Origin of the sequence: Cryobacterium sp. MP_M3 (assembly GCF_015752155.1) — a bacterium.
Classification (GTDB): Bacteria; Actinomycetota; Actinomycetes; order Actinomycetales; family Microbacteriaceae; genus Cryobacterium.
In genome coordinates this window covers 343,857-359,746 of the sequence record NZ_JADOVI010000001.1, presented here as the reverse complement: position 1 = coordinate 359,746, position 15,890 = coordinate 343,857, and the positions used below count along the sequence as shown (strand labels likewise).

The window sequence follows — 15,890 nt, the reverse complement described above, 5'->3', positions numbered from 1 at the left end:
GGCCGCGGGAGGACTAGGCGACGATCTCCATCGGGTTGGCAGCGAGCGGGCCGGCCGAGACAAGGTTCGCCGCCACGGATTCGGCCACTGACCGGGCAATGATCGCCGAATGCACGACCCGGTTGCGGCCATCGCGCTTGGCGACATACAGGCGCACATCCGCCGCTCGCAGGAGGTCGGAGCTCTGGCTGCCGTCGTCGGGTGCCAACGCGACGCCGATGCTCGCCGTGACGGGCAGGGTGTGGGTGATCGGCGTCCAGTTGTAGCCGGCGATCGTGCGACACAGGCGCTCGAAGTATGCGTGGGCGGTTTCGGCATCCGTCTCGGGCAGGATCAGCAGGAACTCCTCGCCACCGAGGCGCGCCGCGATGGCCTCCGGCACAGCCTTCGCCGCGTCGATGAGGATGCGGCCGAGCGCGCGGAGCACTTCGTCGCCGACCTCGTGGGAGAGCGTGTCGTTGATGCGCTTGAAGTGATCAAGGTCGATCATGGCGATGGCGAGCGGAATACCGCCCTCGCGCAACCGCATCAGGGCCGAGCCGAGGTGTTCGTCGACGAACCGCCGGTTGTGCAGCCCGGTGAGCGGATCGCGCTCGGCGAGCTCTCGGTAGCGCTCGCTCTCGCGGCGGGACTCGGCCGTTTGGAACATGGCCTCGAGGATGCGCCCGCGCGCCTCGTTCTCGCTCGCTCCAAGCGCCTCGAACTTCTCGTGGAAGTCGCGGAACGCCTCGAAGGCGGCTCGGTAGTCCTCGTTCGCCGCGTGGACCTCGGCCTGCTCGCGCGCCACCTCGGTGGTGCGCCGGTTCAGGCCGTTGCGCTGGGCGACGTCGCGGCAGCGGTCGATCACGGCCTGCGCCTCACCCAGTTTGCCCTGCTCGCGGTAGAGCTCGGTCAGGGCGACGAGGGCTGCGGCGGAGCTGTCCGGGTGCGCGTCACTGACCGCGGAATCCATGGCGGGGAGGAGCATGGTTTCGGCCTCGTCGAGCCGCCCGGCGGCCATGTAGACCCTGGCAATGGTGTCACGGGCGGACATGCCGATCTCGCGGTCGCTCAGCTGCGACAGCCCGACCAGGCGTTCGACAGCCTCGAGGGCCTCGTCGTTGTTGTGGGCGAGGTGTTCGGTGAAGGCAAGGTTGTTGAGGATGATGTAACGGATGTTCGTATCCGGGTCATCGATAACCAGGCGGAGGGCGTCGTCATAGCGGCGCCGAGCCTCGTCCAGGGACCCGGCCGAGCCGAGGGCGTCCGCGAGGCACTTGCGGGCGGCGGCCCGCATCAGCGGGACCTCCGACTCGGACAGGAGGTCGTTGGCGGCGACGGCGTGCTCCAGGGCGGCTGCAGGGTCGCCGACCATTTCGAAGAGCGAGCCGAGCACGTCGTGGCAGCGGGACTGCAGGGCGATCTCGCCGTGCTGCTGCGCCCAGGCCAGAATCTGCTGCACGTCGATGGCGCTTCGACTGGGATCGGCCCGGTGGATGGTGACGGCGGCAATCAGGACCTGAAGTCGACGGCCGGTCGCGCCGTACTCGGCATCGCCGAATTCCGCGAGCCAGTCCAGGGCCAGCTGGAGGGCGTCATCACGGTCGATCCAGAACCGACGCTCGACGCTCGCCAAACGGATGCCGACGGCATCCTGATCAGTCCCCACCACTGCGACCTGCTCCCTGACGGGTGCCAGGAGAGCGGACCGTGAAGAGTCCGTCGGACTCCGCTCAGTGAGCGGGCCGAACACCGTCGAGGCTCAGCCTAGCGTGACGGGGTCACCATCACGGCGCGTCCGGACCCCAGCATGGGGAGCGGTCGCAGCCGAGGAATAGACACCGTACGGCTACTGCTCGGGCGTCTCCGCGATCTGTTCAGGCGGGTCGACGCTCTCACCGGGCAACGGACCGAGGGCGCGCATCAGGTCGGCCGGATCGGCCTGCATCACGTGCGGGCCCGCGATATCGAAGAACACCATCTCGAGCACGCCCTGATGCACGGTGAGGAACTCCCGCAGCCACTGGGCATCGCCCACCATCACCTGCGGGTTGGGCTCGTCAGGGACCATCTGGGCGTAGTTCTCGGCGGAGGAGAAGAGCAGCAGCATCCGCTTCTCGGTGCCCTCACGGCCGAACACGCGCACCTGCTCGCCCTGGCCGTTCACGACGAGCTGCGGCACGATCACGACGTCATTGCGGAGGGCGTAGGCCACGGCGACCACGTCTTGCGCGGCAAGCGCGGCGGCGAGGGCATCGGATCGGGTCGTCGGAGTCTGATCAGTCACGCCATCCATTCAACCAGTCGCACGCGGCCGGACCCCAACCGCGGCGCACGCCACGAGCGAACGGCTGCTCGGCCGACCCGGTGGTCGAGCCTGTCGAGACTCGGGAATAAATCTTCGAATGAGTTATCCACAAGACGTGACAAACGCTCACATTTGTGTTCGTGTTTTGGTATCTTCGTGGCATGAACCCAGCAGAGCAGCTCAGACAGGCGGCGGACGCCGTCGCCCTCCTGGGCTGCTCCAGCGCCGACCTGGCGGCCCTCCCGGATGCGGCGGTGCTGACCGGTCAGCGGGAGATCGCGGAGGCCCGCCGCCTGCTCGAGATGTACGCGGCGTGGATGGCCGCGACCATCGCCGACCGCTCCCGCCCGGAGCTGGGCCATTCGGGCCTGGCCGCGCAGCAGGGTTTCCTCTCCCCGGAGGCGATGATCCAGAAGGTCACCGGCTCGAGCAAGAACGAAGCGTTCAAGCTCGTCGCGGTCGGCACGATGCTCGCCCAGGCGGAGGCCGCCGACCGGCAGGCCGCAGAGGCGCGTGGGGCGCTCGGTGACGACGGGACCGGTGTCGACGGGACGGGCTTTGACGGGGCGGGCTCTGGCGGCGACTCGGGCGGCCTCGGCGACCCTGGCGGCCCGGGCGGGTTCTCGCCCGATCCGGCCGGTCCCGCATCGTGGCAGGCGCCGATCGCCCGCGCCGTGACCGCGGGAACCCTCTCCGTCGACGCCGCCGAATCCATCCGCAAGGGGCTCGGCGACATCGACACCGCCGTCACCGCCGACACACTCGCCACCGCCCTCACCCAGCTGCTGGCGGAGTCCGCGACGCTCAACGCGGACCAGTGCTTCACCCGGGCCCGCAGGATGCGCGACGACCTCGACCAGGCCGGCATCGCCGCCCGCGAGAAACAGGCCTACGACGACCGGTTCCTCAAGGTCTACCGCCTCCCCGACGGCAAGGTCCGCCTGCACGGCCTTTTCGCCCCCGAAGACGGCGAGTTCGTGCTCTCCACCTACGACTCGATCACCAGCCCGAGGCGCGGCGGGGTGCGCTTCGTGGACCCGAAGCGCGCCGCCTGGGCCAAGGCCATCCAGGACGACCCGCGCAGCACCGCGCAGATCGCCGCGGACTCCTTCGTGCAACTACTCGAAATCGCCGGTGAAGTCGACCCCGGCCAGATGCTCGGCGGCCGCCGCCCCGCCGTACGCATCATCGTCACCCAAAAAGACCTCACCAACGCCACCCGCACCAACACGGGCACCGGTGCTGAAACCGGTGCCCGTGCCGGGAGTGCCACCCCGGCACCGGCCGACACCACGGGGGCAGCTGAAGCACCAACAAATGCGCGGCCCATAACGGTCAAACCTGTCATAGCCGTTCCCTCCACTCGACCAGGCCTGACCGACCAACCCGACCAACCGGGCCAACCCGACCTGTCCGGTGATCCCGGCCAGCCCGGGACGGCCGTGGTCCTCGCGATCGGGCACGGGTCCATCGAGGGCAGTCCTGCCCCGATCTCTCTCGCCACCGTCGAACGACAACTCTGCGACACCGGCTACATCGGAATCCTCTTCGACAACACCGGCCAGCCCATCGACGTCGGGAGAGAGCAACGCCTCTTCACCCCCGCCCAACGCACCGCCATGGGCGCCCGCGACGGCGGCTGCGTCTGGCCCGACTGCACCCGGCCACCGTCCTGGACCGAAGCCCACCACCTCAAAACCTGGCTCCTCGAACACGGCCACACCGACCTCGCCGACGGAGTCTGCCTCTGCCACCCCCACCACCTGCTCCTCCACAACCAGGGCTGGACCATCATCCGCGGCGGCGACCAGTATTGGCTGAAACCACCCGTGTCGGTCGACGCGGAACAAACGCTCATCCCCCTCCCCGGCAAGACCCGCCGGCAGCTCGACCCGGGCACGCCGGCCGCGGACCAGGACACGGACTGACCGGCCAGCCGGTTCCGCGCGTAAGGCTGAGATCATCGGAATCCTGACCGCGGGTCTCGACAAGCTCGACCACCGTGGGCAACTAGGTGCCGACAGGCCCGACCACCCTGAGCAACCAGGTCCCGACAGGCTCGACCACTGCACTCAGCCGTGTCTCGACGGGCTCGACCACCGTGGGGTCGGGTCTCCACGGGCTCGACCACCAGGGCGGGTCTCGACGGGCTCGACCAACGAGGGGTTCTGGGCCTCGACGGGCCTGAGCACCGGGGCGGGGCGGGTCGGGTCGGGACAGGACTAGTTGACGGGAAAGGCGCCGCTCGTGGCGGCAGCGATCGTGCCCGAGGTCGCGGTGAGAGTGTAGGTGCCTGCCGTGTTGATCTTGCAGCCGGCGAAGGCGGCCACACCGGCGACGCCTGCCCTCGGGTTGGCCGTGCAGCTCAGGGTGGCGCCCGCCGGGGTGGTCAGGGTGAGGGTCACCAGCGCGGTGCTCGTGGTGCGGTTTCCGAGCGCGTCGCGGAGGGTGATCTGCGGCTGGATCGGGAAGGCGGTGTTCACCGTGGCGGCAACGGGCGACGCCGTGAACACGAGGCTCGCGGCCACCCCTGGATTGATCTTGACGGTGGTGCTGATGGCGTTAGTGAGGGTGCCCGAGGCCGCGGTCAGGGTGTAGCTGCCGATCTTGTCGATCGCGCAGCCCGTGAAGGTGGCCAGCCCGGCGACGGCAGTCCTGGGGTTGGCGCTACAGCCGAGGGTGGCTCCCCCGGCGGCGGTGAGGGTCAGGGCGACGTCGGCAGTGCTCGTCGTGACCGTGTTTCCGACGGCATCCTGGATCAGCACCCTGGGTTGGGCGGCGAACGCCGTGCCGGCGACCGTGCTGGTCGACGGCTGGGTCACGAATGCCAACTTGGCAGGGGAACCGACCGCCACCGAGACGGAGGTCGTGATGGCGGGAGTCGGCAGACCGGCGCTGGTGGCGGTGAGTGTCGTCGCGCCGGACTTGTTGATCTGGCAGCCGGTGAAGTTCGCGACACCCGAAACCGCCGTCACTGTCAACGCGGCGCACTTCAGCCCGGAGGCGACCGGGGCGCTCAGGGTGACCGAGGCGGTGCTCGCGGACACGACGTTGCCCCCGGCGTCCAGCACAGTGATGACCGGCTGCACACTGAACAAGGTTCCGGCGGTGGCTCCGGACGGCAGCGTGCTGAACGCGAGCTTGCTGGCCGGGCCCACCGCAATGGTCAGGCTCCCGCTCGCGACGGTGAACGCCCCGGCAGTCGCGGTGAGCGTGTAGGTACCTGGTTTGTCGATCTTGCAGCCGGCGAACGTGGCGATCCCGGCCGACGCCGCCTTGGTGAGGGATGGGGTGCAGGCAAGAGCCACCCCGGCTGGCACCCCGGTGATCTTCAGCGTGACCGTGCTGGCCGAGGTGGTGACCGTCTGGCCCGCGGAATCCTGCAGGGTGACGACGGGCTGCGTCGCGAACGGGATGCCGCCGGTCGAGCTCGACGGCGAGGCCGTGAACACGAGCCGCGAGACCGGTCCGAGCACCGTGAAGGCGATGCTCCGCGCGCTGGCGAGCCCGGCGGAAGTCGCGGTGAGGGTGTAACTGCCCGGAGTGGTCACCTTGCAGCCGGCGAATGTGGCGATCCCGGCCACCGCGGTACGGGAAGTCGAAGTGGTGCAGCTGAGGACGGCTCCCGACGGGGTAGTGAGGGTGAGCGCCACGGCGGCGACGCTGCCGGTCACGACGGCACCGGTGGCATCCTGCACCGCGACGACCGGCTGGGTCTGAAGCACCGTGGTCGTGGATGCGTTGCCCGGCTGGGTCTGGAAGGCCAGCCCGGCGGCGGGCAGGGAGACCGTGACCGTGCTGCTCAGCACGCTCGCGGCGGTCCAGCTGTGGAAGACGGCCGTGACTGTGTAGCCGAAGACGCCGACGGGCACGCGGAGGTCGTCGCAGGTGAGCGCGGTGGTGGGGGTGGCCGCGCTGGTGCCGCAGGCATCCGTGCTGGAGCCATCGCTCGTGCGGGTGCGGGTAACGGAGTAGCCGGTGGGGGCCACCGTGCCGGCGCCGGCAGAGGCGACCCAGGCCAGGTGCACGTTGCCCGTGCTCAGCGCGGGAACGGCGAGTCCGGTGGGCGGCTGCAGCGTGGCGAGCGAGGCGGAGCCGGTTCCCGTGGCGGGGGCGTCGAGGTAGGCCCAGGCGGCGGAGGGCGCGGCGAGTGCTGAGACGACGAGGGCGAGGGCGAGCAGTGCAGCGGCGAGCGCGCCGGGCGATCGGTCGCGCCGAGGGTCGGCGCGGACAGGGCTGCGGAACTGCACGTTTCCCCTGTCGTGGTCGGCCGGGCTGCGGGTGGAGTTGGGTGATGCGGGGTGAGCAGTTGTGAGGCGGGGCGACTCAGGGGGGAGCCGCCCCGCCGGTCCTTAGTTCGAGGTCAGCGTCAACAGAACCACGGCGCCCATGCAGGCGTTCTGGTTCAGGGCGGTGTCCGCGAAGGTGAGTGTGCCGGTGCCGGTCAGGGAAACGTTGGTTGCGCCGGCCGGCACGACGGTGTTGGAGACGACGGGGGCGATGGAGAAGTCGCTGACGAGGCATCCGCTGCCGCCGGTGGAGACCACATGGCTGATCGTGCCGACCTTGAGGCTCGAACCGGTCGTGTTCGTCGCCGTGTAGGTCACGGCTTCGGCGCTGCCCGGGGTGAGGCCAGCGGCGAAGTGGGCGGTGAGCTGCACGGTTCCGACGACATTGGAGTTGGCGGCCGAGCCGCTGCCGGTGCCGGTCGTGGTCAGGTAGGCCACCGCGGCACCGCCGCCGATGAGGAGGAAGACCCCGGTGAGGATCGCAATCCTCCGCGCTCCCCTGAAGGCGCGCTTCGGGGAGGTGTGGGTGTTGCGCTCTCGGGTTGCGCTCTCGTTCACGGGGAACCTTTCACTCTTCGGCGGTCGCGGCGGGTAAGCCTGAGACCCGGTGCGGGCGGCTGCCTGCACACCGGGGTTGTCCTCATTTAGGAGGACACGTGTCCTCCGTTATGAGGACACTAGAGGATGCGATCTCACCGGCGTAAGAGGCCGGAATCCCCCAGTTGGAGGCTCATTTGTCGGACAGGAGCCGGGCGGGTCTCGACCAGCTCGACCACCGGGGGCGGTCTCGACTGGCTGGACCACCGGGGGTCAGGCGTCGCGGAGGAGTCCTTCGGGGGTGACCACGAGCATCCGGTTGTCGTCGGATTCGATGACGATCGAGGCGATGGTGGCCCGGTCGGCGGGCAATACCCGGGCGGTCAGGCTGCCGGAGTAGAGGGAGTCCAGCTGGTCGGCGACGGCCACGGCGACCCGGGCAGCTTCGACGGGCGGGTGGTCACCGCTGTCGTCGAGCAGCGTCACCTCGACTCCGCGCAGCCGCGCGGCTCGGGTGGCGGTGACCAGCGGCTCCACGAACAGGGCCCGGGCGCGCATCGCGTCGCGCAGGGTGGCCTCCACCAGCAGGCACTCCGCCCGCATTTCCGGGCAGATGTCATCCGACCGCGCGAGACCCTCGAGCGTGGGCCGGCAGAGCACATTCACTCGCGCCAGCTGGGATTCGCGCTCTTCGATGGCCGCGACTGCGGTGGCGGCCGCGGCGGCGTTCTGCGCGCGCGCACGGTTGAGCACGGCAAGGGTGAGCGCGGACCGTTTGAGCCCCACGGCGAAAAGGGTGCCGGCGAGCAGCGTGCCGGCGTGGCGCACGACGAGGAGCACACCGTCGACGACGGTGAGGCCGTTGCTGAGCGCCCAGAGGATCGTGATCGCGGAGACGATCAGGTAGCTGGCCCAGGCGAACCCTTCGCGCCCCCGCACGGCGAGCACGACCAGGAGCAGGGTGACGGCCCCGAGGTACCAGTGCCCGAACGGCGTGTCCTGCACAGCCGTCATCGGTTCGGACACGAGCGCCGTCGCCACCGCGCAGAGTACCAGCACGATGACGGCCGCCGTGCGGGGCAGATGGTCGGCCCCCGCCCGGGAGATCAGGACCGCCGCCGACGACACCGCGGCGAAGCCGGCGATCTCCCAGGGCAGCCCGAACAGCGGTTCGTAGTCACCGAAGGCGAGCAGGGCGTGCACACCGATGAACATGGCCAGGATGCCGAGGGACAGCGGGCGCGGCAGCCGCACAACGGTGCGCGGGGCATCGATCTCGGTGGTCGCGGCGTCGGAGAACGGCGGCGCCGGCTGGGCGTCCGGGGTGATCATGGCCACGGCCGGCGCGGCAGCGGAGTGCGCGGCGGGCTCCAGCGGGCCGGCGGCTGGTGCCGGGCGTTGGACAGCCGGGGCGGCGGCGGATGCGATCACGGCCGGCCGGCGCGGTTCGGGCGTCCACGACACCTCCACCTCGGTGCCGGCGCCTGGGCGGGACCGCACCCGTGCCTCGCCGCCCGACAGCCGTTCCATCCGGCCGATGATGCTCTGCGCGATCCCGAGCCGTTCGCTGGGAACGAGGGCGGGGTCGAAGCCCACTCCGTCGTCGTGCACGACCACGCGGATCCCCCCATGATGCCCGCGCACGCTGACCGTGCGCACCACCCGGTGGTGGGCGCCGAGGGCGGCCGCCGCGACCGAGTTGCGCAGGGCCTCACCGACGGCGCCGAGCAGGGCGGTGACAGCCACGGCCGGCACAGCCAGGTTCTCGTCCAGGTCGGCCTGCACGATCGCATCCGGGGCCAGCTCGGCTGCGAGCTGTTCCAGTCGGTCGGCAACCTCGTTGCCGGGCAGCGACCGGTTCGACCGGGGCATCCGAAGGGCGTCGAGGCGATCCAGGGTCGAGGCCGCGTGGCGAGACAGCGTCTCGGTGGGGATGCCGCCGCGGCCGGCCATCAGCAGGGTCGAGATGACGCTGTCGTGGACGAGCGCGTCGATGGTGAGCCGTTCCCGCTTGCGTGCGACCCGGGCGGCCCGGGCGGCCACGGCTGCGCGGGTGATCCGCGCGCTGTCGTCGACCCGGGCGGCTCCGCGCCTGGCCATGATGGTCAGGCCGACGAACACGCTGATCACAAGCAGGGCGTAGAGCGCATCCTCGATGCCGACGAGCACCGGATGCGGGTCGGTCGAAGTCGCGGAGCGGAGGATTCCGCTCAGCGTGCAGACGAGGACGGTGTATGCCCAGCCGATGCGATCCCGGGTGGCCGCGGCGACGGCGACGGCCGGGATGCCAGTGAGCGAGATGGCCCAGGGGATGTCGGCACCGGCTGGGAGCGGTTCGGCCCGCACGACCAGCCAGAAGCAGAGGATCGCCAGGAAGACCACTCCCTCGGCCAGGGCGAGCGTGCGAAGCAGGCGCAGCGGCGCCCAGGTGGCGAGGATACCGATCAGCACGGGGATGCCGAAAACCAGCAGCCACGCGGCCAGCGCTGCGCCCGGGGCCGGCGGCCAGGCCTGCGCCCGGAAGGTGTCGAGGCAGAGCAGCCCGAAGACGAAGCCGGTAGGCCCGGTCGCGGTGCAGAGCACCCGGAACTGGCGTTCGGTTGCCGTTTGCCCGGTGGCGCGGCCGGGCCTCGGCGTGCGGGCGACGTTCCCTACGGTCACGGCTGCCCGGGAATCGGCAGGATGCCGTCTTCCAGCGCCCGCTTGTACAGGTCGATCTTCGTATTGGCGGGGCGGCCCACCCGTTCGTACTTCGACCGGACGCGACGGATGTAGTCGATCACCGTGAGTTCGGACAGTCCGGTCTGCGACGCCACCAGCGGCGCCTTCGCCCCGGCGGCGTAGAGCGAGAGCACCTCGCGTTCGCGGGGGCTCAGTGCCGCGTCGGCCAGGTCAGGATCGCCGTCGAGGGCGGCGGCCCACTCCGTGGACGCGATCGTCTCCCCCGACGCTGCCCGGCGCACCGCGTCGAGCAGAACGGCGGTGGGTTCCGACTTGCGCACCACACCGAGCACTCCGCCGCGGGCGGCCGCCCGCATCAGCAGGGCGTCGTCGCCGGCGGTGAAGGCGAGCACTGCGGCATCCGTCGCCCGGAGCCGGTGGACGTTGTCGGTGACGGTGGAGTCGTCGGAGAGGCGAAGGTCGAGGATGACAAGGTCAATGCCCTCTGCCTGGGCCGGCGAGGCCAACAGCTCGGAGACGGTGGCCACCGTAGCCACCACTTGGATCTCGGGGATGGTGGAGAACAGGTCGGCGAAGCCGCGCGCCACGATCTCGTGGTCGTCGATCAGGGCGACTCGAAAGCGAGCCATATTCGTTCCTTCGTCTGGGGTTTTTCTGGACCTGCCTGAACGAGCGTTGCATGCGCGCGGGCATACCGACAGCTTTGACCCCCGTACTGGTGCCCTGACAAATGACGGCTTTTCAGGCCGTTTTCGCCCACCTATGGTGTAACTCGGGGGAAACCACCGGGGGGTTGGTGGGGCGCTCGCGATACGACTGCACGCTGCGGCAGCGGATCGTCGGAGCGCCCCTTCTCATTTCTGTCGCGCGGGCGCCGGGCAGGCGTCGGGTCAGGCGTTGCCACGGCGGCGGTTATTGAGCACGCCGCCGCTCTCTTCGAGGTAGCAGGAGCCGCAGAGCGACTCGTAGGTCACCTCGGTGCCGTCGATGGCCACCTGGTCGCCGTCGAATACGAAGACGCCGTCGATCTTGCGCCCATTGAACACGGCTTTGCGCCCGCAGCGGCAGATCGTCTTCAGTTCCTCCAGGCTGTGCGCCACCTCGAGCAGCCGGCGGCTCCCCGGGAACGCCACGGTCTGGAAATCGGTGCGGATCCCGTAGGCCAGCACCGGGATGTTCTCGAGGATCGCGATCCGGAGCAGGTCGTCGACCTGCGGCTCGGTCAGGAACTGGGCCTCGTCGACGAGCAGGCAGCTCACGTCGAGGCCGGAGTCGGCGAGCACCCGGGCGCGGTGCTCGGCGAAGAGGGTGAAGGCATCCGCCGCGGGAGTGAGCAGGAAGTCGACGCCGCGGGTGACACCGAGCCGGGAGAGGATGCCACGGTCGCCCTTGGTGTCGACCGACGGCTTGGCCAGCAGCACCTTGTGCCCGCGCTCCTCGTAGTTGTAGGCCGCCTGGAGCATGGAGGTGCTCTTGCCGCTGTTCATCGCCCCGTATCGGAAGTACAGTTTTGCCACTGCTACGAACCCCGCCCCTCGGCCGCCATGTGCCGCTCATCTATCGTTCCTGCGCCGCCGCTGTGCCACTCCTGCTCGTTGAGCGGAACGGTGCCCGGCGTCAAGCCTCACTCAGCGTACTTGCCCCGCGCCCGGGCGACGGGTCACCGGGCCGTGCCGAGGCCGCGGCGGATGCTCGTCGGCCCGCGCTCGTCGTCGAACTCGAGCATGAGCAGCGGCCGGCGCATCGACACCCGCACGCGGCCGAAGACCACCCGGAGCACACCCAGGTAGGGGCGGAGCACCCGGCGCAGCCTCCGCTCCGACAGGTCGATGCCGACCTGGATCGTGACGGTGGCGACCCGGCGCTCCCGGGCCGCGGGCTCGGCGACCGTGCCGATCGAACCCGTCGCGGTTGTGATCGCACCGGTGGTCGCGGCGACCGAGCTCGCGCCCCTGGCCGTGGCCGTGGGTCCCTTGGCCGTCGATCCCGAGCCTGCGGCCATGGCCGTGGGTCCCGTGGCCAGGGTGAGGCTGCGGGGCGCGCGGCCGGGTTTGTCCCGGGCGGTGCCGACGCCGGCCGTCAGTTCGCCGAAGCGGTCCAGGAGCGGGCGGCGGCGGGCATCCGTGCCGTCGGCAACCTGCACGACCAGGCTGCACGGGTCGAATCCGCTGACCGCGCAGAGCGCCCCGATCAGCGCCGCGATCGCCGCCCGCTGGTCAGCGGTGAACGCTGTGGCCCGGTGCTCCGGGTCGGCCACGACGAGCAACGGGGTGGCGCCGCGCTCGAGCAGGCTGGCGCGTTCGCGGTCGACCGCCGCGTCCAGCCAGGTCTTGTCGATGTCGCGCAGGAGCTCCTTGCGCAGGGCGCCGGCCAGCTCGCCGGCCCGGGCGATGTCGGCCCTGGTGACCTCGCCGTGGTCGAGCACGCCGGTCAGCAGCGGGAACACGCCGGCTCCGAGGCTCGCCCACTGCTGTTCGACGATGGCGCGGACGACCTGGCCTCGGCTCTCTTCGGTGCGCGCTGAGATGGCGCGCCGGGCATCCGTCTGCCAGGTCAGCAGCAGCCGCACGATCCGGCGCGAGTACGCGGCACCGGCGAGCGCGGGTGCCAGCACCTGGCTGACCGCCACGATCGCATAGATCACCGCGGGCACCGCGATGCTGAGGAACGGCGCCTGGGGCACGGTGACCGCGGCGACGATGACGGCCGCGACCGTCCCGGAAAGCGCGATCTCCCGCCACGGCCGATAGGGGGCGAGCGCGAGCAGGAGCAGACCGATGCAGAGCGGGCCGAAGTCGTCCTGGATCAGCGTGTTGTGGCCCCACCGGGCGGCCTGGTCGAGCAGGTGCGCCGAGACGGCGAGGCCGACCATGACGAGGTGCAGCGGCCGGTCGAACGGCGCGTGGTCTGGCCGGCTCGCGGCCACGAGAGTGCCGGCCGCGGCGACGGATGCCACGATCGCTAGCACGGACAGCAGCGGATGCTGGATCTGGCCGGCCTGCAGCACCGTGGTCGTGGCCGTGTAGGCGACGACGATCAGCGCAACGACAGGCGCGAGCGGCCAGGCGGCGAGGGCGCCGAGCGGGTCGAGGCGCTGCTGGGTGAGGAGCCTCCGTGGGGTGCGAGGAGCCTGCCGGGTGAGAGGAATGGAGGTCATCGCGGCGCCTGCCCGTCGGCGATTGCGGGGGCGGAAGGTTGCTGCGCAGGGGTGGCGGGGATCTCGACAGGCTCGATCACCGGGGCGGGGTCGGTCTCGACAGGGTCGGTCACCAGGGCGGGGTCGGTCACCGGGGCAGGCTCGGTCACCGGGGCAGGCTCGGTCGACGCAGGCACGCTGAGCAGCACCGACGTGCCCGCGTCCGGACGGGTCAGGACCGTCACCGAACCGCCGAGCCGCTCGATCCGGCGACGCACTGCCTGGCGGAGGCCGAGCCGGTCGGCCCCGGTTTCCGACTCGGTGAAGCCGCGGCCGGCATCCATCACCATCACCGACACGGTTCCATCGTCGGCGCCGATGTCGACCTCGGCCGACACGATCCCCGCGTGCAGGATCACGTTGATCAAGCACTGCTGCACCGCCAGGCCGAGCTCATGGTCCACGCCGGGCTCGAGGCGACCGAGCGCGGACCGGTCACCCGTGACGTCGACCACGAGGCCGCGATCGCGGCACCGCTCGATCGCCCGGTAGACCTCGCTGACGAGCCAGGCATCCGCCCCCGGAGGATGGGAGACGCTGCGGGCGTCGGCGTCGGTCAGCCAGTCGGTGCCGCGCAGCCGATGCAATGCGGCGCGGATGCTGCCGGCCAGGTTCTCGCTGAGCGGGCCGGCGTGGGCCCGGGACAGGGCGATCAGCTCGTTGAGGGTGGTGTCCTGGTTGAGCTCGAGGGCGCGCCGGTCGAGGTCCTGGCGGAGGAGCCGGGACTGATCGGCCTGCACGGCCCGGTGGATCGCGGACTGGGCGGCACGGTGCGGGCGACGAGCGGAGCCGGCGAGCACGAGCACGGCGACGAGGAACAGGTAGGCGGAGATGGTGAACCCGTCGGGCAGGTAGGCCACCCCGGCCTCGGCCGCGGCGACCACGGTGACGGTCTCGGCCAACACGAAACCTGCCGTGCTCCAGAGCACTCCGGTGAGCGCGCCGGCGCCGGCGCCGCCGACCATGATCAGCGCCAGCTTCGGCAGCGCGACGAGGAACATGTTCGACGCCGGGAAGACATCGGGCAGCCCGAGCACGGCCGTCGTGTAGAGGTAGGTGCCGCCGGCGCCGACCAGGAGATAGGCGATGGTGAGCAGCACGGTGTGGCGCAGGCTGAGGACCGCGAGGAGCGCCGCCATGGCCAGGACCGCGAGCACGGCTACCCAGAGCGCGCCGGACTCGTAGGCGAGGCTCAGGGCCAGCGCTGAGAGCAGGGCTCCGGCGAGGCAGGTGAGGGCGAACCAGTGCGATGCCCGCGCGAGGGCACGGCTGAGGATCGGTTCGACCAGGTGGTCGGGCAATCCCAGCGTCATGGGGCCTCCTCTGCCTTGGTTGAGTATCCCACTCCGGCGGGGAGCGGCGGAAGAATCCGCCGGGCAGGCCCGGCAGGAGCGCGGTGCCAGCGCCGGCGGTGCCGGCACCGGCGCGATCGTTCAGGATGGAGTTCTTCGCGATGTGCGGGGTGTCGCGGCCGCGATAGCGGCGTGTTGCCGGTTTCTCCGATCCAGCGTGCGCGTGCACGCGTGCGTGCGCGCGAACGAACGAACGGAGAACCTGCGCGTCAGAAGAGGGTGGGTGCGAGCTCCGGCGGGAGTTCCTCTTCGATCAGGGACCGCCGGGTGCGGGCGTAGGCGGCGGGGCGCACCGCGGCATCCGCCGAGCTGAGGGTGCGGCCCGCCGAGGCGGAGCGGCCGATCGGGTCGCGGTCGTCGGCGGGGAAGGCGACGGCGCTTCGGCCGCCGGCGAAGCGGGAAGACGGGTCCTGGCCGTAGCCTGGCCCGGATGCCGCTGCACCCGGATTGCCCGGCTGCGGGCGGCCGAGCGCGCTCGAGCGCACTCCGCCGGTCGCGGGATCCTCCCGGCCCCGCTCGAGGCCGTGCGCGCGGATCAGTGGTTTGATCCGCGCCGCCAGCCAGATCCGGTACTCCTTCGGGGCGTACGCTCCCTTCGCGTACAGCTCCTGGTAGCGCGGCATCAGCTCAGGGTGGTCGCGGGCCAGCCACTGCAGGTACCAGTCCTTGACCCCGGGGCGCAGGTGCAGCGCGGTGTACATGATGTTCGACGCGCCGGCGGCCTTCGCCTGGCGGAGCGCGGCGTCAAGGTGCGCCTTCGTGTCGGTGAGGAAGGGCAGGATCGGCATCATGAACACCGAGCAGTCGAGCCCGCGCTCGCGCACCGCGGTCACCGTGGCGAGTCGGGCGGCGGTGGACGGGGTGCCGGGCTCGACAGCCTGTTGCAGTTCGTCGTCGTAGATTGCGATCGACATCGCCAGGTCGACCGGGATGACTTCGCTGGCCTCGACGAGCAGGTCGAGATCGCGGCGCAGCAGGGTTCCCTTGGTGAGGATGGACAACGGCGTTCCGGATTGCGCGAGGGCGGCGATGACTCCGGGCATCAGCCGGTAGCGGCCCTCCGCCCGCTGGTACGGGTCGGTGTTCGTGCCGAGGGCCACCGGATGCCGGCCCCAGCTCGGCTTCGCCAGCTCCTTGCGCAGCACCTCGGCCACGTTGACCTTCACGATGATCTCGTTGTCGAAGTCCTTGCCGGCATCGAGTTCGAGGTAGGTGTGCGTGGGGCGAGCAAAGCAGTAGGAGCACGCGTGAGAGCAGCCCCGGTAGGGGTTGATGGTCCACCCGAAGGGCATCGCGCTCTGGCCCGGCACCCGGTTGAGAGCCGACTTGGCGAGCACCTCATGGAAGGTGATGCCGGCGAACGCGGGCGTGCGCACACTGCGCACGAGGTTGTTCAGCCGGGCCAGACCGGGCAGCGCGCCCGTCTGCTCCTTGCTCAGTTCCTGCGCGCTCCACCTCATACAGATATTCGAACACACGTTCGAGCATTGTGCAAGCGGATGCCGCGGCAGCCCGACCGCACGCCCGACCGGAGCAACTCGCGACAC

General features: G+C 70.7%; 11 protein-coding genes. 1 reads left to right on the top strand and 10 read right to left on the bottom strand.

Going from position 1 to position 15,890, the window contains the following annotated elements; genetic code table 11:
- Window positions 1-13: 13 nt before the first annotated feature.
- Both IWX89_RS01575 and IWX89_RS01570 read right to left on the bottom strand, forming a co-directional pair.
- Entirely contained in the window at window positions 14-1,651 is a 1,638-nt protein-coding gene (locus IWX89_RS01575; protein ID WP_196901832.1) for a diguanylate cyclase, read from the bottom strand.
- Window positions 1,652-1,828: 177 nt separating this feature from the next.
- On the bottom strand, window positions 1,829-2,266 hold the full coding sequence (locus tag IWX89_RS01570) for an SseB family protein (protein ID WP_307836326.1): 438 nt from the start codon (window positions 2,264-2,266) through the stop codon (window positions 1,829-1,831).
- A 182-nt stretch (window positions 2,267-2,448) separates the two neighbouring features.
- Here IWX89_RS01570 and IWX89_RS01565 point away from each other — a divergent pair, with 182 nt between their 5' ends.
- Entirely contained in the window at window positions 2,449-4,215 is a 1,767-nt protein-coding gene (locus tag IWX89_RS01565) for a DUF222 domain-containing protein (RefSeq protein ID WP_196901830.1), read from the top strand.
- Window positions 4,216-4,509: 294 nt separating this feature from the next.
- Here IWX89_RS01565 and IWX89_RS01560 read toward each other — a convergent pair whose 3' ends face one another.
- The 8 genes from IWX89_RS01560 to IWX89_RS01525 form a co-directional block, all read right to left on the bottom strand.
- Window positions 4,510-6,537, bottom strand: a complete 2,028-nt coding sequence (locus tag IWX89_RS01560) for a hypothetical protein (RefSeq protein WP_196901829.1) — start codon at window positions 6,535-6,537, stop codon at window positions 4,510-4,512.
- Between the two features lie 102 nt (window positions 6,538-6,639).
- On the bottom strand, window positions 6,640-7,134 hold the full coding sequence (locus IWX89_RS01555) for a hypothetical protein (protein ID WP_196901828.1): 495 nt from the start codon (window positions 7,132-7,134) through the stop codon (window positions 6,640-6,642).
- Window positions 7,135-7,386: 252 nt separating this feature from the next.
- Window positions 7,387-9,774 carry a sensor histidine kinase gene (locus tag IWX89_RS01550; RefSeq protein WP_196901827.1) on the bottom strand — a complete coding sequence of 796 codons (2,388 nt, stop codon included), beginning with the start codon at window positions 9,772-9,774 and terminating at the stop codon, window positions 7,387-7,389.
- Window positions 9,771-10,424 (bottom strand): response regulator transcription factor, encoded by a 654-nt coding sequence (locus tag IWX89_RS01545; protein WP_196901826.1) that lies wholly within the window; start codon window positions 10,422-10,424, stop codon window positions 9,771-9,773. The genes IWX89_RS01550 and IWX89_RS01545 overlap by 4 nt, the downstream gene beginning before the upstream one ends.
- Before the next feature lie 261 nt (window positions 10,425-10,685).
- Complete coding sequence (locus tag IWX89_RS01540; RefSeq protein ID WP_196901825.1) at window positions 10,686-11,312, bottom strand: thymidine kinase; 627 nt, start codon at window positions 11,310-11,312, stop codon at window positions 10,686-10,688.
- Between the two features lie 143 nt (window positions 11,313-11,455).
- Window positions 11,456-12,952 carry a hypothetical protein gene (locus tag IWX89_RS01535; protein ID WP_196901824.1) on the bottom strand — a complete coding sequence of 499 codons (1,497 nt, stop codon included), beginning with the start codon at window positions 12,950-12,952 and terminating at the stop codon, window positions 11,456-11,458.
- Window positions 12,949-14,304: a sensor histidine kinase gene (locus tag IWX89_RS01530; RefSeq protein ID WP_196901823.1), complete on the bottom strand. Its 1,356-nt coding sequence runs from the start codon at window positions 14,302-14,304 to the stop codon at window positions 12,949-12,951. The genes IWX89_RS01535 and IWX89_RS01530 overlap by 4 nt, the downstream gene beginning before the upstream one ends.
- 248 nt (window positions 14,305-14,552) lie before the next feature.
- Window positions 14,553-15,803 carry an Rv2578c family radical SAM protein gene (locus tag IWX89_RS01525; protein WP_231382745.1) on the bottom strand — a complete coding sequence of 417 codons (1,251 nt, stop codon included), beginning with the start codon at window positions 15,801-15,803 and terminating at the stop codon, window positions 14,553-14,555.
- Between the last annotated feature and the right edge of the window lie 87 nt (window positions 15,804-15,890).

Bases quoted from the DNA above. Each gene is read 5' to 3' on its own strand.
- IWX89_RS01565 (WP_196901830.1), top strand. From the start codon at position 2,449: ATGAACCCAGCAGAGCAGCTCAGACAGGCGGCGGACGCCGTCGCCCTC.
- IWX89_RS01545 (WP_196901826.1), bottom strand. From the start codon at position 10,424: ATGGCTCGCTTTCGAGTCGCCCTGATCGACGACCACGAGATCGTGGCG.
- IWX89_RS01535 (WP_196901824.1), bottom strand. From the start codon at position 12,952: ATGACCTCCATTCCTCTCACCCGGCAGGCTCCTCGCACCCCACGGAGG.
- IWX89_RS01530 (WP_196901823.1), bottom strand. From the start codon at position 14,304: ATGACGCTGGGATTGCCCGACCACCTGGTCGAACCGATCCTCAGCCGT.
- IWX89_RS01525 (WP_231382745.1), bottom strand. From the start codon at position 15,803: ATGAGGTGGAGCGCGCAGGAACTGAGCAAGGAGCAGACGGGCGCGCTG.